This is a genomic window from Pontibacter ramchanderi, from assembly GCF_002846395.1.
GTDB lineage: Bacteria > Bacteroidota > Bacteroidia > Cytophagales > Hymenobacteraceae > Pontibacter > Pontibacter ramchanderi.
In genome coordinates, this window is sequence record NZ_PJMU01000002.1 from 1,190,043 (window position 1) to 1,210,999 (window position 20,957).

General features: G+C 51.9%; 18 protein-coding genes. 6 read left to right on the plus strand and 12 right to left on the minus strand.

The genetic code is table 11. From position 1 onward, the window contains the following. Positions 1-4: 4 nt before the first annotated feature. The 3 genes from BD749_RS12200 to BD749_RS12210 form a co-directional block, all read right to left on the minus strand. Positions 5-1,342: a M16 family metallopeptidase gene (locus BD749_RS12200; RefSeq protein ID WP_101444596.1), complete on the minus strand. Its 1,338-nt coding sequence runs from the start codon at positions 1,340-1,342 to the stop codon at positions 5-7. A gap of 501 nt (positions 1,343-1,843) precedes the next feature. Further along, positions 1,844-3,229: a dGTP triphosphohydrolase gene (gene dgt / locus BD749_RS12205; RefSeq protein ID WP_180336392.1), complete on the minus strand. Its 1,386-nt coding sequence runs from the start codon at positions 3,227-3,229 to the stop codon at positions 1,844-1,846. Positions 3,230-3,247: 18 nt separating this feature from the next. Further along, positions 3,248-4,165 carry a DUF3667 domain-containing protein gene (locus BD749_RS12210; protein WP_245869092.1) on the minus strand — a complete coding sequence of 306 codons (918 nt, stop codon included), beginning with the start codon at positions 4,163-4,165 and terminating at the stop codon, positions 3,248-3,250. A gap of 608 nt (positions 4,166-4,773) precedes the next feature. Here BD749_RS12210 and BD749_RS12215 point away from each other — a divergent pair. Continuing rightward, complete coding sequence (locus tag BD749_RS12215) at positions 4,774-5,238, plus strand: Hsp20/alpha crystallin family protein (RefSeq protein WP_101444597.1); 465 nt, start codon at positions 4,774-4,776, stop codon at positions 5,236-5,238. A gap of 48 nt (positions 5,239-5,286) precedes the next feature. Here the strand turns inward: BD749_RS12215 and BD749_RS12220 are convergent, their stop codons facing one another. The 4 genes from BD749_RS12220 to BD749_RS12235 form a co-directional block, all read right to left on the minus strand. Further along, a complete protein-coding gene (locus BD749_RS12220; RefSeq protein ID WP_101444598.1) occupies positions 5,287-7,458 on the minus strand; it encodes an IPT/TIG domain-containing protein in 2,172 nt (723 codons plus the stop codon). Between the two features lie 186 nt (positions 7,459-7,644). Beyond that, entirely contained in the window at positions 7,645-8,724 is a 1,080-nt protein-coding gene (locus BD749_RS12225; protein WP_101444599.1) for a site-2 protease family protein, read from the minus strand. Between the two features lie 88 nt (positions 8,725-8,812). Then, a complete protein-coding gene (locus BD749_RS12230) occupies positions 8,813-9,793 on the minus strand; it encodes a TIGR03885 family FMN-dependent LLM class oxidoreductase (RefSeq protein WP_101444600.1) in 981 nt (326 codons plus the stop codon). Between the two features lie 133 nt (positions 9,794-9,926). After that, positions 9,927-10,838: an alpha/beta fold hydrolase gene (locus BD749_RS12235; protein WP_101444601.1), complete on the minus strand. Its 912-nt coding sequence runs from the start codon at positions 10,836-10,838 to the stop codon at positions 9,927-9,929. A 130-nt stretch (positions 10,839-10,968) separates the two neighbouring features. On the opposite strand from BD749_RS12235, the gene arfB reads away from it, so the two are divergent. Beyond that, positions 10,969-11,385, plus strand: coding sequence for an alternative ribosome rescue aminoacyl-tRNA hydrolase ArfB (gene arfB / locus BD749_RS12240; protein ID WP_101444768.1), 417 nt, complete (start codon positions 10,969-10,971; stop codon positions 11,383-11,385). A 184-nt stretch (positions 11,386-11,569) separates the two neighbouring features. Beyond that, the gene (locus tag BD749_RS12245; protein ID WP_101444769.1) at positions 11,570-12,217 is read left to right on the plus strand and encodes a hypothetical protein; all 648 of its coding nucleotides are present in this window, start codon (positions 11,570-11,572) and stop codon (positions 12,215-12,217) included. A 177-nt stretch (positions 12,218-12,394) separates the two neighbouring features. Here the strand turns inward: BD749_RS12245 and BD749_RS19435 are convergent, their stop codons facing one another. From BD749_RS19435 to BD749_RS19445, 3 genes are read right to left on the minus strand one after another with little or no spacing between them, the layout of a single operon-like run. After that, positions 12,395-12,559 (minus strand): hypothetical protein, encoded by a 165-nt coding sequence (locus tag BD749_RS19435; protein WP_180336393.1) that lies wholly within the window; start codon positions 12,557-12,559, stop codon positions 12,395-12,397. Between the two features lie 53 nt (positions 12,560-12,612). Next, positions 12,613-12,789, minus strand: coding sequence for a hypothetical protein (locus BD749_RS19440; protein ID WP_180336394.1), 177 nt, complete (start codon positions 12,787-12,789; stop codon positions 12,613-12,615). Positions 12,790-12,837: 48 nt separating this feature from the next. Continuing rightward, a complete protein-coding gene (locus tag BD749_RS19445; protein ID WP_180336395.1) occupies positions 12,838-13,014 on the minus strand; it encodes a hypothetical protein in 177 nt (58 codons plus the stop codon). A 348-nt stretch (positions 13,015-13,362) separates the two neighbouring features. Here BD749_RS19445 and BD749_RS12250 point away from each other — a divergent pair, with 348 nt between their 5' ends. Beyond that, the gene (locus BD749_RS12250; RefSeq protein WP_101444602.1) at positions 13,363-14,208 is read left to right on the plus strand and encodes a cyanophycinase; all 846 of its coding nucleotides are present in this window, start codon (positions 13,363-13,365) and stop codon (positions 14,206-14,208) included. On the opposite strand, the gene BD749_RS12255 is transcribed toward BD749_RS12250, so the two are convergent. After that, a complete protein-coding gene (locus tag BD749_RS12255) occupies positions 14,205-15,113 on the minus strand; it encodes an NAD(P)/FAD-dependent oxidoreductase (protein ID WP_101444603.1) in 909 nt (302 codons plus the stop codon). The two genes, BD749_RS12250 and BD749_RS12255, sit on opposite strands and share 4 nt — an antisense overlap. A 234-nt stretch (positions 15,114-15,347) precedes the next feature. Here BD749_RS12255 and BD749_RS12260 point away from each other — a divergent pair, with 234 nt between their 5' ends. Together BD749_RS12260 and BD749_RS12265 are read left to right on the plus strand one after the other, a co-directional pair. Beyond that, positions 15,348-16,586, plus strand: coding sequence for an OmpP1/FadL family transporter (locus BD749_RS12260; RefSeq protein WP_101444604.1), 1,239 nt, complete (start codon positions 15,348-15,350; stop codon positions 16,584-16,586). 18 nt (positions 16,587-16,604) lie between these two features. After that, on the plus strand, positions 16,605-17,999 hold the full coding sequence (locus BD749_RS12265) for an SGNH/GDSL hydrolase family protein (protein ID WP_101444605.1): 1,395 nt from the start codon (positions 16,605-16,607) through the stop codon (positions 17,997-17,999). 86 nt (positions 18,000-18,085) lie between these two features. On the opposite strand, the gene polA is transcribed toward BD749_RS12265, so the two are convergent. Then, positions 18,086-20,935 carry a DNA polymerase I gene (polA, locus tag BD749_RS12270; RefSeq protein ID WP_101444770.1) on the minus strand — a complete coding sequence of 950 codons (2,850 nt, stop codon included), beginning with the start codon at positions 20,933-20,935 and terminating at the stop codon, positions 18,086-18,088. Positions 20,936-20,957 lie beyond the last annotated feature (22 nt).

The following is a 20,957-nucleotide window of genomic DNA, read 5'->3' on the forward strand; positions in this document are numbered from 1 at the left end:
CAGATTAATTGCTTGGTTGCGCTGACTTTGGCAGGTAGTGCAACACTACGCGGTTGTTTTTGGTGAGATACTTATTGGCCACACGCTGGATGTCTTCTTTCGTCACCTTCATGTAGCGGTCGATCTCGTTGTTAATCAGGTTGGCGTTGCCAAAGTACACATGGTAGTTTGCCAGGTTCTCGGCGCGGCCTGCCACAGTGCTGTTCTGCTGCACAAACTGGCTTTCCATTTGGTTGCGCAATTTCTGGAACTCACGCTCGCTGATCATTTCTTTTTTTACGAGCTCAATCTCGGCATATACGGCTGCTTCCAAATCTTTCACATCCACGCCCATGTTAGCGATGGCATAAGTCAGGAACAAGCCCGGGTCTTCGCTCGGGAAAGGTATAGACAGGGCGGCAACCGCTTTCTGCTGCTTGTCAACGATAGACTTTGGCATTCGGGCGCTCTGGCCTCCGGAAAGCAGGGTAGTCAGCATAGACAGGGCGTAGTAGTCCTCGGTGCCCTGCGCCGGGATATGGTAAGCCTGTATAACGGCAGGCAGCTGGATGTTGTCGTACACCACTTTGCGGCGCTCCTCCGTCTGGGCAGGCTCCACAATGTTTGGTCTCGGTATCTCCTTGGTGCCTTTCGGGATTTTGGCAAAATACTGCTCAATCAGCTTCTTTGTCTCATCAATGTTGATGTCGCCGGCGATTGAAAGCGTGGCGTTGTTTGGTACGTAGAAGGTTTTATAGAAATCCCGGAATTCCTCGATCTTGGCATTGTTCAGGTCTTCGAACGTTCCGATGGGCGTAATTTTGTAAGGGTGCTTGGTATAGGCTAGGCCGAACGTGTTTTCCATGATGGTACCGTACGGCTGGTTGTCGACACGCATCCTTTTTTCTTCCTGCACTACTTTGCGCTGCGTTTCCACGCCCACTTCGTCTACCTTGGCGCCCGCCATACGCTCCGCTTCCATCCAAAGCCCCAGGGCCAGCTGGTTAGAAGGCAGCAGTTCGTAGTAGTAAGTGCGGTCAAACGAGGTGTTGGCATTCAGGGAGCCGCCAGCTGCCTCTACCATGCTCATGTACTGGCCGCGCTCTATGTTCTCTGTGCCTTCAAACATCAGGTGCTCAAAGAAGTGGGCAAAGCCTGTGCGGCCCTCTGCTTCGTTTTTGGAGCCCACATGGTAGAGCACCGATACTGCCACGTTGGGAGTGGATTTATCCTGATGCAGAATGACGTGCAGCCCGTTCGGGAGCGTATACTCTGTGAATTCAATCTTATTGCTCTTGGTTTGGGCGAAGGCCGTTAAGCCCGAGGCAGCCCATACAAGGCAAATGAGAAGTTTTCTTTTCATAAAAAGTTATTTAGGAATAGTAAAGCCTATTGCACGACTTGTGTTATAGAAACTATAAAATTAATCTAAATGGAGGAGCCGTTTTCCACAAATAGCTGAACCCTTCTCTTCTCTCTACTAACCGGGTGGTGAGGTAGATGAACCGGAGGGCTCGCGGGATATAAGGACAGCTATGTTGAGGTATGCCAAGCCTTGGAGGATTATGCCAACAGGAATCCGGCTCAGGTATAACCACAGTTAGATAATCTGCTGCAGTTGTTGCAGCACAAATTTCTTAGGCAGGTTCAGCAGCAGGGATAATAGGAAGAAAGCAAAAAGCACATATTTCGCTTGCACAATGTCTTTGTGTTTGTCGGGGAGGGAGACTAGCGCTTATTAGTGAAATATAAGTGGTTTACCCTTAAAACAATAGCGCTGCAATACGCCACATACAGCAACAACAGCAACAAATCTGCCCGCAGCAGTTTGTTTTCCCAGATCTTGTTCATCATCTCCGGATCGCTAATACATTCTCGGTAACTCGATCCCTTTGATCTTTCTGTAGAGCCCAAGTGCAGCCTGGTCGGTGAGGCTGGTTACGTAGTCGGTGATGTGGATGATGCGCTCGTAGTCGGAGGCGCCATCCGGGAGCTGAAGGTACTGCGGAGGGATGAGGTCGGCTATCTTGCGGTGGTGCCTGGAGTCTTGACGGAAAGCCGCTTTCATACATGCGTCGAGTAGGCCTCCGAGTACTTCGAAACCAGCCGCCTCGATTTCCAGCACGGGGCGGTTGCGATATATCAAGTCAACAGAGAGACTCTTGATCTCGTCCAGTATAGGCTTGCAGCTGAGTTCGTTGATGAGCGGCGTGTCGTAGGAGCCAGCCAGTATAGCCTCTTCGTGCTGCAGGAAGACCTGGGCTGACTCTTCTATGAGTTTGCCAATGATGCGGGCCCGCAGGTAGCCGATTTCCTCGCGCCAGTCATGAAACGTGAGACTGGACACACGGTTAGGGGCATCGTTCAGGATTTGGCGCAACAGGGCTATACCTTGCTGATGCGGTACCAGACCCAATTTCAGGCCGTCTTCGAAGTCGACGATGCGGTAGCAGATGTCGTCGGCGGCTTCGACCAGAAAAGCCAGGGGGTGACGGTGGTAAAATACTTGATTATGCTCGCCCTTCTTAAGCAGACCTAACTCTTGCGCAATCGTGTTGAACCAGCCTTTCTCAGTCTGAAAAAAGCCATATTTCTTCTCGCTGGTGCTTTTGGTGGCTTTTATTGCCGGGAGCGACTCTTTGGGATACTTGGTAAAAGTAGCCAGTGTGGTATAGGTCAGGCTAAGGCCACTGTGCGTTACGCCCTCGGGCAGCATGCAGTGGGCCGGATAGGTATAGGTGAGTACCCTAAAACCGGCGGCGTTGCCCTCAAACCGCTGCAGGTCCGCCTTTTGGGCGTCAGAGAGTTCTTCCAGGAAAGGCTGTGCCGCTTCGCTTAGAAAATAAGCCGATATCGCATCTTCGCCGGAGTGCCCAAAAGGCGGGTTGCCGATGTCGTGGGCCAGACAAGCAGCAGCCACAATGTCGCCGAAATCAGCCTCCTGTATGTTCTTGTCCCCTGTCAGCTCCGGGTAGCGCTCCAGTATGCTCTTACCCACAATGCGACCCAGCGAGCGGCCTACAACCGAGGCTTCCAGGCTGTGTGTAAGGCGGGTATGCACGAAGTCACTCTCCGGCATGGGCATCACCTGCGTCTTGTTCTGCAATCTTCGGAAAGCTGAAGAGAACACAATGCGGTCGTAGTCGCGCTGAAACTCACCGCGCACCGATTCATCGGAAGTGTACTTGCTGTCGGTTGTTTCGAAGCGTTTCTTGGAGATTAAGCGTTCCCAGGAAGTAGAAAGGTTCATGTGGTAATATGGTATAAATTAACTGAACAGCACGCTGATGCCAACAGTTGTCACAAACAGTATAGCCAACGATAAAAGGTATACAAAGCCAATCGGAATTAGCCTGACAGCTGTGAGCAGGTACGACTCTTTGTACACATAGCGCAGCGCAAAGAACAAGTAGGCGGTACTGATCAGAAACACCCAGCCTTCGGTACTAATTGTAGGGAAAATCACCTCCAGCAGTATGGCAAACATGATCAGCAGGAAGACAAAGGTATGGAAATGAACAGAAAACATCAGGTGCTCCACGTAATTGCGGCGCTGTGACCGGTAAAACAGGTATAGGATGAAACCGAAGAAGGGCATGAGCACAAACATCATGAACGAAATGTTCTTCAGCAGCCTTTGCCTGGATTGTTCTTCGTTCTTCAAGAAACTCCTGAATTTACTGTCTACCTCTTCATTAATAATTAGGTCTGTTGTATCGCTGGAAGCAACAACAGCAGTATCTCCAAAAGTGAAACCAATACGTGTTCTGGCTAGCGAATCGGCTTGCAATATCCTGGCTGCGGCCTCCGGATCGGTTGTCTTTAGCCGCTCACTGGCACCGGCGCTGTCGCTCACCACAAAATTCTTTGAAGCGAACACGGCAACCGTAGTGAAGAAAAAGATGCTGATAAACACGTAGAGCCTGAACGGCGGAACGAAAGAGGCGCGCTGCCCCAGGTTAAACTTTTCGGTCAGATAACCCGGGCGGGTGATGAGATACTTTAGTGTGCGCAGGAATTTGGTGTCGTAGTGCAGCGTGCTTTCAAAAAACTCTTCTACCAGGTGCTTCACCGGCACATTCAGGTCATGGTTTTCCTGACCACAATTGGGGCAGTAATTATTCACCTCCTCAAAGGTATAGCCACAGTTCGGGCATTGTATAAACTTTCGTCTTCTCTTCGCCATAGGTTGCATCAGGCAGTATGCTTCGCTTGTCAAATATAGTATACTCACTATTACAATACTACCATCAGCTTTCCTTCCAGATTTACGGGGGGGGAATTTAATGGCGCGGTTGCAGGGGAGGTTCTATAATTTTATGTTACCTTTTTTATGTATTCAGATAGCTAAATATGGGTTTAAAGAGTATAGGAGTGTTTTTCACGATAAAGTACATGGGTGTTAGGTATATTATGCAGGTTACCTTTTAGAAGAAAGTCTCCTTTGTGTACAGCTAATGTTTTACAACATTTGTATAGTTACTCGAGCCTATTCCGAGCAATGGAAAACAGACTGTCCCTTTCCAAGCTATGAAACTACACGCGAGCTACTGACAAAACCCTGCGTCGGGTATGCGCTTATGCTCCTGGAGGGCATGCCCAGACATCTGAAAACAAACCTTAACCCTGAAAAGCAGCCAGAAACATTAATTTGTTCCTGGCTGCTTTTTTATTTCTATTTTAGGTTAAACTATAAATAAAACAAGGCGTAGAATTTAGTTGGGTCCATCATACAGGTGGATGTGCCACATCAAAATGTTTAACCAAGCAAGAAGGAGGTATAAAATGAAACCAATGAGAAAAGAACGCGCAGGAGGTGAAAGTCTTACCCCAAGGTCGTTTTTTACGGATTTTTTCAGCGACGTCGATCGTTTTTTTGAGAACGATCTGATGCGGATGCCTGCACAGATCGGGCGACAGATCATGCGGAACATGCCTGCCACCAACATTCGCGAAAACGAACGGGAGTACACCATTGAACTGGCCGCCCCAGGTATGGCAAAAGATGATTTCGAGGTGAACGTGGACGAAGGTATGCTGACAATCAGTAGCCAGAAAGAGCAGGACAGCACGACAGAAGAAGATAACTATACCCGCCGGGAGTATAATTACAGTTCATTCAGCCGCTCGTTCAAGCTGCCGGATGCTGTAAAGGCTGATGACATAAAAGCCCGCTACGAAGAGGGTGTGCTGAAAATAACTGTTCCAAAACAGGAGCAGGCAAACGCCAATAACCGCAAGCGCGTTAGCATCGAGTAAGATGCCTGGTTGCAACAAAAAGGGAGGCCGACAGCCTCCCTTTTCCATTTATTGTACTTTCACCACTTTCGTGACGCCATTGTTGCTGCCTTCGCTCCAGCGTAGCACATAAGTACCCGCCGGCAAGTCTGAGACATTAATCTCTACCAGATCGGTGCCATCTGTCAAAGTCGTTTTCAGGTCGCGCACCAGCCGGCCCTGCAGATCGTATAGCTGTATTGTCAGATCGGATGTGCTGCGCACCAGATACTCGATCTGCAGCGTTTCGCTTGGTGTGCCATTGGCATTTGCAGTGAGCCCGATCGGGTTAGGATATACCTTGAAAACACGCAGGTCACTTGGGTTCAGCACCTGCACCCTGCCGGAGAAAGCCTCCGAATTATCTGTGTAAATTACGCGCAGCCGATAATAGCTCCGTCGAGGCAGCGGGTCACGGTCCGTAAAGGTATAATCTTTGGCCTGGCCTGTGGCCGGAACCTCTCCCACATCTTCCCATTGCTGTCCGTCCTGGCTGCGCTGTACCACAAAGCGCGCAATGCCCTGCTCCGTGCTGGTCGTCCAGATCACATTCACAGCGCCGGCATTTGTAAAGGAGGCATCAAAGGTGAAGATCTCAGCAGCCAAGTTACAGTCACCGTCAAGCTTCTTTTTCATCGGGGATTGTCCGCCGCAGGGTAGCGGGTTCAGGCTGCGGTTGATCACCAGGTTGGCTCCGGCAATATCGGGGGCAGTCAGGTCGCGGATCTGCTTCTGGCGACCAATATTGTAGTGCATCAGGGTGTTCGGCATGATGACGTGACCCAGTTGGTGCGCATGTCCCAGTTCGTGCAGGATTACGGTCTCGAAGTCATACTGCGTAGCGCTCGGACCGCCGGGACCATACTGCCAGGGCATGGTGCTGTTGATTTCCATGTCGAACTCGGTGAGCCAGAAGGTTGTGTCGCGGCGGGTGCCGCTGATAGCCACACAGCCTCTGTACTTGCTGATGGTGCGGGCCAGTACGCCTTGGCCTGTTACCGAAGGGGCTGCGAAGCGAATCACATTGCGCCCGTCATCAGCTGCGTTCTCGACCGTCGTGTTGGCTCCAATGGTCCAGTTCACGTTGGTGGTGCACACCCAGTTGTTTACGGCGCGCCGGAAGCCCTCCTGAGCGGCTGCCCTGCCTTGGAGGCTGGGAGCGAACTGTATGGTATAGCCGCCGTTTCGGTTGGCATCGATCAGAGCTGGCTGAAAAGGCGTGTTGCCGCCTTCGGCCACCACATTGGAGTAGGCAAACTCTATCATCAGGGTACCGTCGCTCGTGTCTGAAGTTCCGTCGTTGGCTGTTACCTTTATGCGTCCTGTTCCGGCTGTGCCGCCTGTTTGGGTATAAGACGGCACCACAACTCTGATCTGGTTATTGGTCCAGGAAACGTAGTCTGAAGGGTAAGGGCGCACCAGTGTAGTGCCACCGTCGTCGGCATTGGGAAACTCTACAAAGCCATTGCCGCGTGTGCTTCCGAAGCCTGTGCCCGTAATGGTAAGAATAGCACCTGTGCCGGCGCTGGTGCGTGCCGGGCTAAAGCCGGTTATACTAGGAGCCTGTGTGGCCTGCGTGCTTTGCTGCTGCAGCTGGGCCTTTAAGCCTGACTCCAGTTTATCGTTGGCGTTAACCGTTTGATATTGTCGCCCCATGCGGGATGTTACGGTTTTGTATACCTCCTGTACTGACCTGTATTGGTTGAAAGGGTCGGTGGCCGTGCCCCGCTCCAGGTCATAGCGCACAAAGCCCTGCCGACTGGCGTATGGCTGGGCGATGATAGAAGTGGCGCTGCCTGCTATACCTATGGGGGCGCCTTTGCTGAGGAAGAACATACCTTGCTGGCCTTTCTGCAGCTGCAAAGCCGACGATACGGTATGCATTGCAAGGCCCACGGTGCCACCCTCTGTGATCACCTCTACCTGGCGCTCCTTAAGCTCTCCTTTGAACACCTTGAAGAGGCGGACTGTATGCGCTGTGTAAATAAACTCCTGGCGGGTATCCCAAAAGGAACGCTGGGCTACAACTTCGCCCTCCACAATGTAGTCAGCCGCCTTGATGCGGTCCTCAAGCGAAATGGGTGCCATGTGCAGGTCTTCGGAGGCGTGCGCTGCAAAGGAAATCACCGAAAGAAGGAGTGCCATCAACACGGCAGCGCTTCGTGACCTCAGGCGGTCAGGTGTTGGAAGTATGGTGGTCATAGAGTGGTGCGGATTGTCTTTTTGCTGTCGATAAATTAGAGTGTCGCATTCCAAAGCGGCCATAACGTTCTATTACGCAAAAGGGTGTGCCGGGGTATGCTGGGTTTGCTGCCAAATATAATAAAATTGCGTGTTCAGAGACCTAAATCAGGTATAGCTTTCGCCGGGAAGCCGCCGATTGGTGCGCTAATGCGCCAGCGCGGACTTTATCAGGATAAATTCATTGATATTGTCCGTGTTGATGACGCCGGCTAAACGGCCGTTTTCCAGTACCGGGTAAAGGGGGGCTTTGGTTTTCTGGAGTTCTGTGTAGGCCTCGGCGAGTTTATCCTGCACGTTAAAGGCTTTTACCTCCTGGGTCATGATGTCTGCCACCGGGTGCTCAATCTGTTCTTCTTTAACGGCCTGAATGAGTTGCATGCGGGTGAGTGTGCCCACTACCTGGCCATCCTGCTCCACCACAAAGTCGTGCTCCGAACCTTTCAGGAGTTTGGCCAGGGCTTCTCGTACCGTTTCGGTGGGGGCGAGTGTCACAAAGTTGGTCATCATGCCCTCCCGCACCAGGTGACCACGCAAAAAGTCGAGATGCTGCACGATCATATTCTCCGACCAGGCACCGAAGAACACAAAAATGCCAATGAGAATGAGGAACGGGTTGTAAAAGAAACCAATGAACACAAAGAACATGGCCAGCAGCTGACCAAGATTAGCCGCTATTTGTGTGGCCCGTACGCGACCCAGTTTAAAAGCCATTAATGCCCGCAGCACACGCCCGCCATCCATCGGAAAAGCAGGTATGGCGTTGAAAATCACAAGCATCAGGTTCACAAAAAACAGCAGGTATAGAAAATTGGCCGGCGTGATACGACTGAAAAACTCTTCGCCTGGTATCTCATTCAGTGGAGGCAGTATCAGCCAGAGCACAAAGGCAATGACCACGTTTACAGCGGGGCCTGCAATGGCGATCATGAGTTCCTGCTTTGGGTTTTCAGGTATACGCTCCAGGCTGGCCACGCCGCCTATGGGTAGTAGCGTGATCATCTTGGTGCTCACGCCGTAGCGTCTTGCTGTGAGGGCATGGCCCAGCTCGTGCAGCACCACACACAGAAAGATGGTCATCACAAAAGCGACCGACAAAAGTGTGGTGGCTAGATCGGAGCCGCGCTGCATTTCCGAAAACACGATCCAGCCGATGAGGATCAGGAATGTCCAGTGCACCAGAATCTTGATGCCCGCTATTCTGCCAAGGTTAAGAGACCATTTCATAGGGCGTGTATACGAGTCGTGTTATACCTGTAACGTGCTTATACGCTATAAGTTAATGGCCGGGCAGGCTTTGTATGAAAGCTATACCTTAGCCCAAAAGCTGCGGCACCACCTTGTCGCCGAACACCTCAATAAAGCGCTCCTGCTCCAGGTTCACGTTGTGCAAAATCAGCTGACTAAAACCCAGGTCAATGTCCTGCTGCAGCCACGCTACATGCTGGTTTGGGTCAGAAGAGATGCGCACATGCTCGCGCAGGTCTTCTTCGCGCACAAACATGGCCGCCTGCTCTAGTTGCTTGGCAGTGCGGAGATCGGAGAGCACGGCGCTCGGGAAAATGTTGGAGCGCCACTGGTCATGGGCCCCCTGCAAGGCATCTTTCTCGTCTTTCGCATAGGATAGCTGCACTTTCAGGTACATCGGCTTGCCCTCACCGCCTCCTCTATGGAAGGCATCTACCATTTTCTTCAGCTCTTTCGGAGGTTTCGAAACAGTGATCAGGCCATCAGCCCAGCCGCCTACCCACTCAGCGGTTTCTTCGGTAATGGCGGCCCCGATGATTTTGGGCGCTACCTTGGCGCGCGTCCAAAGTTTTGCTTCTTCCACCGTTACCAGGCCATGGTGCGTCACGGTTTCGCCGGCCCAAAGCGCCCGTATTATGTCGACGCACTCTTTCAGGCGGTCGTTGCGGTCCTGCTTCACGGGCCAGTGCTCGCCGGTGATCTGCTCGTTGATGTACTGTCCGCTGCCCATGGCTACCCAAAAGCGTTCCGGAAACATTTCCGCCAGCGTAGCGGCAGCCTGCGCGATAATGGCCGGATGGTAGCGCTGCCCGGGCGCATTGACGATACCGAAAGGCAGTTTGGTGGCCTGCATGGCCGCTCCGAGCCACGACCACGCAAAGCCGCTCTCGCCCTGGTCGAGGCTCCAGGGGGCAAAGTGGTCCGAGGACATGGAGGCGTTGAAGCCCGCCTGTTCGGCCTGTTGCACAAACCGGAGGAGTTCGCTTGGCTTAAACTGTTCGTGCGAGGCATGGTAGCCAATGCGGAGGGTGCTGTCTTGTTGCTTCATAGGTATAGCCACTTGATTTTAAGTAGTAAGGCATACGGCTTTGCTTCGCGCTTTGGTTTCGCGTAGGGCTCAGGTCACAAAAAAGGGACAGGCCATTATGGCCTGTCCCTTTTGCCTGGGTAAGTAGTCCTGGTTATTTTACCTTCGCCAGGAAGGACCTGACATGCCCATGAAAAAGCGCGGTCTGCTCCTGATAAGGGCAGTGGCCGGTGTCCATGGGGCGGTAAGTGGCTTTTTTGAACTTGAACAGCTTGTAGTGCTCCGGGCCTACAGACAGGTCGTTGTTGCCGGAGATCACCAGCACCGGCATTTTCATTGAGGCGCTTTTAACGGTGAAGTCCTGTGCGTATTCGGGGAAGTCCCATACCTTGCTGCCGAAGTCCCAGTTGATGGTGGTGTCCATCACGGCGTTCATCTGGTCAAACATCTCCTTTTGGGGGTACATCATTTTGTACATCAAATTCTGCTGGTTCAGCTGGTAGGCCACTCCGTTAAGGGCCTCGCCAATAGAGCCACCCGTTTTGCGGAAATCTGACTCCGGCTTGCCTAGCAGGCGCGCCCCGTTTTTGACGTAGCTCTCTAGCGCATCGTTCAGATATAGCGTGGTGTTTACAAAGATGGCCGCGCTGATACGCTTCGGGTGCTGGTAGGCGTACTCGGTCGCAATGGTGCCCCCGAACGAGTGTGGCATGAGCATCCACTTGTCGTAGCCGAGGTGCTCGCGCAGCTCTTCAAAGTCTTTCACCATACGGGCCAGTGAGTAATCTTTTGTTTCGGAGCTGGAGGAGCGACCGCAGCCGCGCTGGTCTACGTAGATCATGGTCAAGTCTTGCTCCACCACATCGCCACCAAGGGCATAAAAGTACTTAGTCCAGGAGCCTGGGCCGCCGTGGATGAAGAGGCAGGGCTTGCCTTCGCCGGCCATGCGTACGTATAGCTGCACACCGTCTGAGGTAGTAAAGTTAAACGACCTGTTGACAGCCTGCGAGAGCTGTGGCAGTGCAAACAGCATGAGCAGCAGGCAGACAAAGCGTAAATTTTTCATGGAATAAGTATAAGGTGATCAAAAATTTCACAAAAGACGCATAAAAATCTGAAAAGACGCATATTTGCCCGATATTATTAGCAAACAGGTATAAGGCGTTGGTTATAAGATTGTTTTGGAAGGTATAGGTATGACAGATATTAGAGAACGGGACTTTGAGCGGGAGCTGAGCTTTCAGGCTTCGCGGAGTGGCGGCGCCGGCGGGCAGAACGTGAACAAAGTTGCCAGCAAAGTAGAGTTACGCTTTCATGTGAGTAACTCTGAGTTGCTGACGGATGAGGAAAAAGCGCTGGTGCAGGAAAGGCTGGCCAGTCGCATTAACAATGAGGGCTTTTTGCAGGTAGTATGTCAGGCCGAGCGGAGCCAGCTGCAAAACAAGGAGCAGTGCATTGGACGCTTTTATGAGCTGCTACGGCAAGCCCTTACCCGCCAGAAAAAACGAAAAGCCACCAAGCCCACGCGCGCCTCTGTGCGCAAACGCCTCGAAAGCAAGCGCCGCCAGTCCGACAAAAAAGCAAGCCGCGGTGGGTTCAAGGGCGACTACTAAGGTATAGCCGTCTGCAGTTTTTATACCAAGGTATACCAGTTGGGCCGGTACAGGCGTTTCCATAGTCCTGTCACTACAGCGGCTCTTTTCAAAAAAAGATCAACAGACTTGCAGGGCGCTGCGCTTTTATGCAGAATAGGTAAGATATTTGCAGCGGCAGGAGGCAGACCCCGAAGACAATTACATGAAGAAGATTTTTATTACGGCACTCTTAGTGGCGGCTGCGGCTACGGCCAGCCAGGCGCAGAAATACAGAACAGCAGCAGGTATACGACTCGGTGGCGACCAGTTCGGCGCTACCGTGCAGCAGCGGATTGCAGAGAAAACCACACTGGAAGGTATAGCTTTGGTCGGCTCGCGGGAGTACAGCGGCACCTTGCTTTACCAGCGCCACTGGCCCATGCTGGGCAAGCGCTTCAACTACTACCTGGGTGGCGGCGGCCATATCGGCAACCTGAAAGACCAGGGCGTGTTCACCGGGCTGGATGCGATTGTGGGGGTGGAGTATAAGGTAAACGGGCTGCCTTTTCTGCTTTCTGCTGACGTGAAGCCAGCCCTGCACTTCAACCACGAAGATTGGGTGAACCTGGCCACGGGCATCTCGATCCGCTACGTAATTGTGCCGGAGAAGAAAGAAAAGAAAAGCATCTGGCCTTTTGGCAAGCAAGAAGTTGAGGAAGAAAAGTCAGGCTGGCCCTTTGGCAAAAAGAAAGAACTGGAGCCGCCCAAAAAGAAGGTATGGCCATTTGGCAAAAAGGAAGAGCCTGCCCCCGAACCGGAGCCCGAAAAGCGCATCGACCTGAACAAGATCTTCAAGAAAAAGGAAAACTAACAGCAATCGCCCGACCCCATGCAGGTCGGGCGATTGACGTTATAAGGGCAATACTTTTGGAGGCGCTCAGCCTGAACGTTGAGCGTGGTGTCGGTAGAATATAGGCTCTGGAGGTGTGCCGGGCCGAGGTATGCGTGGTGTTACAGGTATAGCAGCAGCCCTTCGTAAGGCGGCTTGCTAGCGCATAGCCAAAGGCTGGGGAGCAGTTGCATCTGCTTTATAAAGCAAGGTGAGGCGCTCTTGTTGCAGGCGATCGGCCAACAGCACACGCTCGTCAATAGTTTTCTTCATGGCAAAGCCGAATGCGGCTACCAGCGCAAGCAATAGAATGATAATTTTCATGGTTTTATTTGATACTAATGGCGGAGGTTGGTAAATGGGCAGGATAAGGGATTCTATTTTAAAAGTGAATCGCGCGAAATGGTGATCACAACTTCAGGAAGCAGGTTTGGGTAGCGCTTCAGCTCCCGCAGCTCCTGGCGGTGCTTTATCTCTTCCACATCGCGAGCGGTTTTTTTGCCCGCCGCGCCAAAAGCTGCTGTAAGTCCGAACAAAAGAATTAGGATTTTCATAGTGGTCTAAATTAGGATGATGTGTAATCGGGTTCTGTTCTCAAAACGTCAGGCCTTTGGCGCTACGATCAGCACCTCTGGCAACAGGTTAGGGTAGCTTCTCAGTTCTCTTTGCTCCATTTGCTGTTTGTGCTTGGTGGCTGCTACATGCATGTCGTTTGCTGCCTTTTTGTAAGTGGCTCCGAAACCGAGAAATAGTGCGAGTAATAAGAGGATGATTTTCATGGTCGTAAGAATTTTAAAGGTTATAATTTTTTATGTTGTAAGTACTTAATAGATAGTGCAATGAGGTAAAAGGTTGCTTGGCGCTTCTAAAATATTTTTTATTTCTGATGAGCATATTACATTTTATGTGCCAATGACATAATTTATTGATATTCAATGCATTGCAACAATGTATGCCTGTTTTTTCTACTAAAAGCGTCCAATAGCGTACAGGTGTTTGTTCGAAACCGGACACGGAGCCGGAAGATTCTGGTGCAGCTTTAAATCATTTCGGCCACTTACTTGTAAAGTATACAGCCGCTTGCCAGTAATGCGGGAGCGGTTTAAGCCAAATAATCTGAAAAACCTATGTATAAAGGGACCTTAATAGCACTTGGAGGAGGGTATGATGACGATATGATCAAATTGATCAGATCTGAGATATGCCCGTTGCATTCTAACATCGAAGTGATTGCAACGGCGGCTACAGCACCCGAGGAATCTGGCCTGGCTTACAAAGAGGCTTTCGAGGAGCTGGGCTGCAACAAGGTCGAGTTCATGCTGATAGATGAAAATCATGCGGCGGACCAGCCGGAGTACATCAGCCGTATTCAGCAGGCCGATGTGATCTTCTTTACAGGAGGTGATCAGGTTAGGTTGAACGAGTTTTTGAGTGGTACGCAGCTGTTGGAGATCATGCGACGCCGCTACCACCACGAACCCATTATTATAGCAGGCACCAGCGCCGGAGCCGCCATCATGTCAGACCGCATGATCTATGATGGGTATGGCCACTATTCGCTCATCAAAGGAGAGATGAAAACCACTACCGGCTTCGGGTTCGTCAGCCATTTGTACATCGACACGCATTTTGTGGAGCGCGGACGCTTCGGGCGACTGGCCCATGCCGTAGCGCACGACCCGGCTTACGTGGGGGTTGGGCTGAGCGAAGAAACCGGCATCATCATCAAAGAGGGAAACAAAATAGAGGTGTTCGGAACGGGAGTCGTCACGATTATTGACGCAAGTAGAATTCGATTTACCAATACCAGGCAGGTATCTGAAAACCAACCCATTGCCGTGGAGCACCTCATCATGCACATGCTGGTGGAAGGATATCGCTATTGCCTGAAAGAGCACCTGTTTCAACCGGTGGAGCAGCATCTGCCGAGCTCCGCGCAGGAGTCCAGCGATGCCGCCGCCAGTCTGGTTTAGAGCTTTACTCTGTCTTCCTGCTGCAGCTCCATGTTAATGGCCACCCCGGCCTTGGCGCCCTCAGCAGCTGCCACAATAACGAGCTGCATGTCGCGGGCCGCGTCGCCGGCCACATACAGGCCCGGTATGTTGGCCTGCTGCAGGCGCCGTGTTTTGATCACACCCTTGCCGGTAAACTCGCACCCCAGCTGCTTACCGATATCCGACTGCTGATTCGTTTCGCCCGAAAAGAAGAGCGCGCCCTGCGGTTTCGACTGGCCGTTTCGCAGTACGATCTGCTGCAGCATGCCGTTTTCTCCTTCCACACGAGCAATGGCCTCGGTGCATACCTTTACTCCGTTCAGCTTGAGCAGTTCCATGTCTTTGTTGTTCAGCTTCCGGGTGCCGTCGGTATAAAGCGTTACATCGTCGCTCCAGCTTTTCATGGCCAAAGCCTGGCCTATTCCACTGCGGTCTTTGCCATATACCGCGATGGCCTTGTCGCGACTCTCCCAACCGTCGCAGTAGGGGCAGTGGTGCACGCTCTTCCCGTAGAGCTCTTCTATACCTTCTACTTCGGGCAGAGTGTCTTTGAGGCCAGTGGCTAAAAGCAGTTTGCGGGAGTGGTATACATGCCCTTCGCCGGCATCTACCACGTAAATGCCTTTGCTGTAGGTGGCGGTGCTTACCGGGTGGTCTACAATCTGAATGCCGTATTTTTGAAGCTCTTCGCGCCCTTTCCGGATGAAATCGGCCGGGTTCACGCCATCGCTTGACAAAAAACCATTCATACTCGTGGACCAACGGTTGCGCGGCTTGCCGCTGTCAAACAAAATCACCTTGCGGCGCGAACGGCCCAGTATCATGGCGGCGTTCAGTCCGGCCGGGCCTCCGCCTATTATAATCACGTCGTATTGTTCTTTCATGGAGTTTTCTAGTTGAGACTCTATAAACGCAGAATCCCTGTCTGCGATAGCTTAATCGTTAAAAAAACTCCTTTTAGGAGGGTTTGTTTGAAAGGCAAAAGAAGGTGCTGCTATTTTTTCGACTAAAAATTGATTTTATTTGAAAAAAGGTAGTGCAAGTGCTTTGGTGAGTATGAATGTTTTATATATTTGTTTTACCTTATTATCACCCTATATTTAAACAAGTCGCATTTTATGAAAAGCAAAATCTTAGCCTTATTAGGTAGCGCCCTGATTTCAGGTACAGCCATGGCCGGAGGGTACCAGGTGAACCTGGCAAGCCAGCGCCAGATCGGTATGGGCCATACGGGCACAGGCCTCCTGACGGGTACGTCCAGCATCTTCTTTAACCCTGGTGCCATGAGCCACATCGGCTACAGCGGCGTAACGATAGGCGGTAGTGCGCTTGTCTCCAAAATAGCCCACTCTGCCCCTGAGTCTGGCGGTGTTACGGCTCGTACGGATAACCCACTGGGCACTCCTTTCCAGGTATATGGCGTGTACCAGATTAACGAGAAGTTCTCTGCCGGCCTTGGTGTGTATACCCCATTTGGCAGCACCGTAGAGTGGGGCAACGAGTGGAGCGGTCGCTACGGATTGAACCAACTGAAACTGCAGGCGATTTATGTACAGCCAACCGTTAGCTATGCCATTACCGACAAACTAGGTATAGGTGTAGGCCTTTCTTATGTAGTAGGAAGTGTGAACCTGCAGCGTTCGCTGCCGGTGCAGAACCAGGATGGTACCGAAGGTGGCATAGAGCTGGATGGCAATGCTGAGTCAGCGTTCGGCTTTAACGCAGGTATTTACTTTCAGCCAACAGAGAAATTGTCGATCGGTGTGAACTACCGCTCCAGAGTAGACCTGAAAGTAGAAGGTGGTGACGTGATGTTCAGCAACATTCCGGCTGCTGCCCGTGGTAACTTCCCTGACGGAACAACCTTTAACGCCGAGTTGCCAATGCCTTCCACCCTTTCGGTAGGTATAGGCTTTAAGCCAACTGAGCGCCTGACGCTTGCCGCTGACGTGAGCCGTGTAGGCTGGGATGCTTACGAGAAACTGCGCTTCGACTTTAGCCAGAATGTGGCGGGTAGCCCTTCTTCTGAGGCGGCTCGTAACTACGACAATGCGTTCATCTACCGCATCGGTGGTGAGTACATGGCAACCGAAGCCCTGGCTCTTCGTGCCGGCGCTTACCTCGACAAAACCCCTGTGCAGGACGGCTACCTGACGCCAGAGACGCCGGATTCAGACTCACGTGGTGTTTCTGCAGGTATAGGCTACGCTGTTTCTGAGAACTTCAGCATCGACGCGTCTTTCCTGTACATCAACAAAAAAGAAAGAACAGATGCGGCCAACCTGTCTAACGGTGTTCCGGGCACGTTTAAATCTGTCGCCTATATCCCTGGTATCGGTCTGAACTTCAAATTCTAATTTTCTTTAGTAAAGTATATGAAAAAGTTTTTCTATAAATCGAGTGTGCTGGCCCTGATGGCCGGTATGTTCCTGACAAGTTGCGATCCGGAGATTGACACACCTGCGGCTAGTTCGGGCGAGGCAGATTTTAGTACTTATGTGGCACTAGGGAACTCCCTGACTGCAGGTTTTGCTGACGGAGCACTTTATCGTGAAGGACAGCAGGCATCTTACCCAGCAATCCTGGCCAAGCAATTTGAGCAAGTAGGAGGAAGCTCCGATTTCAGACAGCCTTTGATGCCGGAAGGTGTGAGTGTTGGAAGTCCTAGATCTAACCCTTCGAACCCTAGCATTGTAGAGGTGCCGCAGAAAAGGGTATTGCGTATTCAGCCTGATTGTAAAGGAGTTGCTGGTTTGGCGCCGGTTGAAGCAGGAAATGCGGCCGCACTTACTCCGACATTCTTAGGTCAGTTAGCACCAACTGTACAAGGTCCTTACAACAACTTAGGTGTACCTGGTGCGAAGTCATTCCACTTACTAGCCCCAGGGTATGGAAATCCTGCTGGGTTAATGACACAGCCTGCTACAGCTAACCCTTTCTTTGCACGCTTTGCATCATCTCCTAACACGAGTGTAGTAGCTGATGCGATGGCTCAGAATCCAACCTTCTTCACATTGTGGATTGGCAATAATGACGTGCTTGGATATGCACTTGCTGGTGGTACACCATCATCAACCAGCTCTGATTATCCAACTAATAAGGATATGTTTACAGCTTATATAGCTGGTATAGTAAATCAGCTTACTAGCAATGGAGCCAAAGGCGCCTTAGGAAACATTCCTGATGTAACGAAAATCCCTTTCTTTACCACTGTGCCCTACAATGCGCTGGTTTTAACAGCAGAGCAGGCAGCCCAACTTACAGCAGGATATGCGGCAAAAGGACTTGGCCACATTACATTCCAGGCAGGCCCTAACGCATTGGTTGTGTTAGAAGATGGTATACCCCGTAAGGCAACTCCTACTGAACTAATTCTTTTGCCTGCTGCTGATCTGATCAAATGTCAGGGTTTGGGGTCAGCTACGCCACTTCCAGACCAGCTGGTTCTGTCTGATGCTGAGCTGGCGATCATCAAGGATCATACTAACAGCTACAATGCGTCAATCAAAGCAATTGCAGATGCTAAAGGTCTAGCACATGGCGACTTCAATGCATACCTTTCCAGGCTGTCTACTGGTTTCGCTCAGAATGGCGTATCTTATAATTCTGCTTTCGTAACAGGCAACATCTTCAGCCTCGATGGCATCCACTTCACTCCAAGAGGAGCTGCATTGGTAGCGAATGAGTTTATCAATGTGATTAATACAAAATATGGGGCAAGAATTCCTAAAGTAGACGAAACTCAGTATAAGACTGTAGCACTACCTTAATCTTAGGTTTTAAAGCGTTAAATAAAAAAGGCGCCTTCCGTAATGGAGGGCGCCTTTTCTGTTTTGCAGGTATAGCTGGCTATACCTTAATGCGCTTCAAGCCAGTTTTTGCCTACACCTAAGCCAACTTCCATTGGCACGCTCAGCGGCAGGGCGTTGGTCATGAGCTCCACAATTTTTGGCGTCACGATGTCTACTTCCTCTTTCGGGGCGTCGAAGAGGAGTTCGTCGTGTACCTGAAGGATCATGCGGGTGTTCAGGTTTTCGTGGCGCAGGTACTCGTGTATGTTAATCATCGCGATCTTGATGATGTCGGCGGCGGTGCCCTGGATCGGGGCGTTGACGGCGTTGCGCTCGGCAAAGCCGCGCACCGTGGCGTTGCGCGAGTTGATGTCGCGGAGGTAGCGGCGACGGCCCAGCAGGGTTTCCACATACTCGTGCTCGCGCGCTTTCTCAATGGCGCTGTCCATATACTCCTTCACAGCCGGGAACTCCTGGAAGTAAGCCTCGATGATGTCGGCGGCTTCGCGGCGCGGTATACCTAGTCGCTCGGACAGGCCGAATGCCGAAATACCATAGATGATACCGAAGTTGATCGTCTTGGCTTTGCGGCGCATCTCGCTGTCCACCTGGTCGAGTGGCACATGGAATACCTTGCTGGCTGTGGAGGCGTGAATGTCGAGACCGTTTCGGAAGGCCTCCTTCATGGTAGGGTCTCCGCTGAAGTCGGCCATGATGCGCAGCTCGATCTGGGAGTAGTCCGCCGAAATGATCAGGTGTTTGCTGTTGCGTGGCACAAAGGCCTTGCGGATCTCACGACCCCGCTCCGTGCGGATCGGGATGTTCTGCAGGTTCGGGTTGGTGGAGCTCAAGCGGCCTGTGGCGGTCACCGCCTGGTTGAATGAGGTATGCACCCGGTTATCGAGGGAGCATACCAGTTGCGGCAGCGCATCCACGTAGGTTGATTTCAGCTTAGAAAGCTCGCGGTGGTCCAGGATCAGGCGCACGATCTCGTGCTCCCCTGCCAGTTTCGACAGGATTTCCTCGCCGGTGGCATACTGCCCGGTTTTGGTCTTTTTGATCTTGGCCTTGCCGTGCAGCCCCATCTTGTCGAAAAGCACCTCGCCGAGCTGTTTTGGAGAACCAATGTTGAACTCGGTATCAGCCAGCTCAAAAATGCGGGTTTCTATACCTTTGATCTCCTGCTCGAGCAACATCGAAATGTCGGCCAGCGCATTCGCATCAATCGATATCCCTTCTTTCTCTATACCTGCCAGCACCTGCACCAGTGGGTTCTCCACTTCGTTGAACAGCTTCATCAAGCCTTGCTCCTGCAGCAGCGGCTCAAAGTAGTGTTTCAGGCGTAGCGTGATGTCGGCATCTTCGCAGGCATAATCCTTCACCTGTTCCGGCTTCAGATCGGCCATCGTAATTTGGTTCTTGCCTTTCGGGCCAATCAGGTCGGTGATCGGGATAGGGCTGTAGTTGAGGTAGGTCTCGGCCAGCACGTCCATGTTGTGGCGCATTTCGGGCTCCAGCAGGTAGTGGGCTAGCATGGTGTCGAACAGCGGACCGCTCACCTCAATGCCATAGTTCTTCAAGACCAGGATATCATACTTGATGTTTTGGCCGATCTTGGCAATGCTGGGGTTCTCGAGCACGTCTTTGAACTCAGCGGCGATGCGCAGGGCCTCTTCCTCGTTATCGGGTGGTACAGGCACATAATAGGCCTCACCCGGCAGGTAGCTGAACGACATGCCCACCAGTTTGGCTGTTATCGGGTCGATGCTGCTGGTTTCGGTATCGAAGGAGATTTCCTGCTGCTTCTGCAGGTAACGGATCAGGCTCTGGCGCAGGGCTGGTGTGTCGATCAAATGATAATCCTGCACGGTATTGCTGAACCGCTGGAAGGGTACATGCTCGGTGGCTATACCTGCTTCGTCTTCCATTTCGGCAGTAGCAGAAGCGGCAGTTGTATCGAATAGCGAGGTCTGTTGCTGGTTAGCTGACTTTGCACGTCTGGGTGCTACCTTAGCAGGTGATGCATCCGCCATTGAAATGCCCAGCACACGCTGCATCAACTGACGGAACTCCAACTCGGCAAACAGTTCAGCCAACTGCTCCTCATTCGGGCCGTCGTAATGTAAGGCCTCGGCGCTGAACGGTACCGGCACGTCGCAGTGGATGGTGGCCAGTTCTTTGGACATCATACCCTGGTCGGCAAAGTTGATGATGTTTTCTTTCTGCTTGCCCTTGAGCTGATCGGCGTTGGCAATCAGGTTCTCCACAGAGCCGAAGCGTTGGATTAGCGCCTTTGCGGTTTTCTCGCCGATACCAGGTATACCGGGTATGTTATCCACGGCATCGCCCTGAAGACCCAGTATATCGATTACCTGCTCCACCCGCTCAATCTCCCATTTCTCGAGCACTTTAGCGATGTCCCATACCTCCACGGCATTGCCCAGGAAGGCAGGCTTGTACAGGAACACATGCTCGGTCACCAGCTGGCAGTAGTCCTTGTCGGGCGTCATCATATACACGTCGAAGTTGTCCTTCTCGGCGCGGCAGGCCAGCGTGCCGATGATGTCGTCGGCTTCGTAGCCGTCCATGATGAGCACCGGTATGTTGAAGGCCTCTACAATCTTTTTGCAGTAAGGTATAGCCAGCGAAATATCCTCGGGCATGGCCTGCCGGTTGGCCTTGTATTCGGCAAAGTTGTCGTGGCGGAAGGTCTTGGCTGCTGAGTCAAAAGCGACGCCGATGTGTGTAGGCCGTTCTTTCTGAAGCACCTCTACCAGGGTGTTGGTGAAGCCGAGCACAGCGCCGGTGTTCATGCCTTTGGAATTGATGCGTGGGTTTTTGCTAAACGCGAAATGCGCCCGGTAGATCAGGGCCATGGCATCTAGCAGGAATAATTTTTTTCGTGGTTCGCTCATAGGTATAAAGGTATAGGCTGCC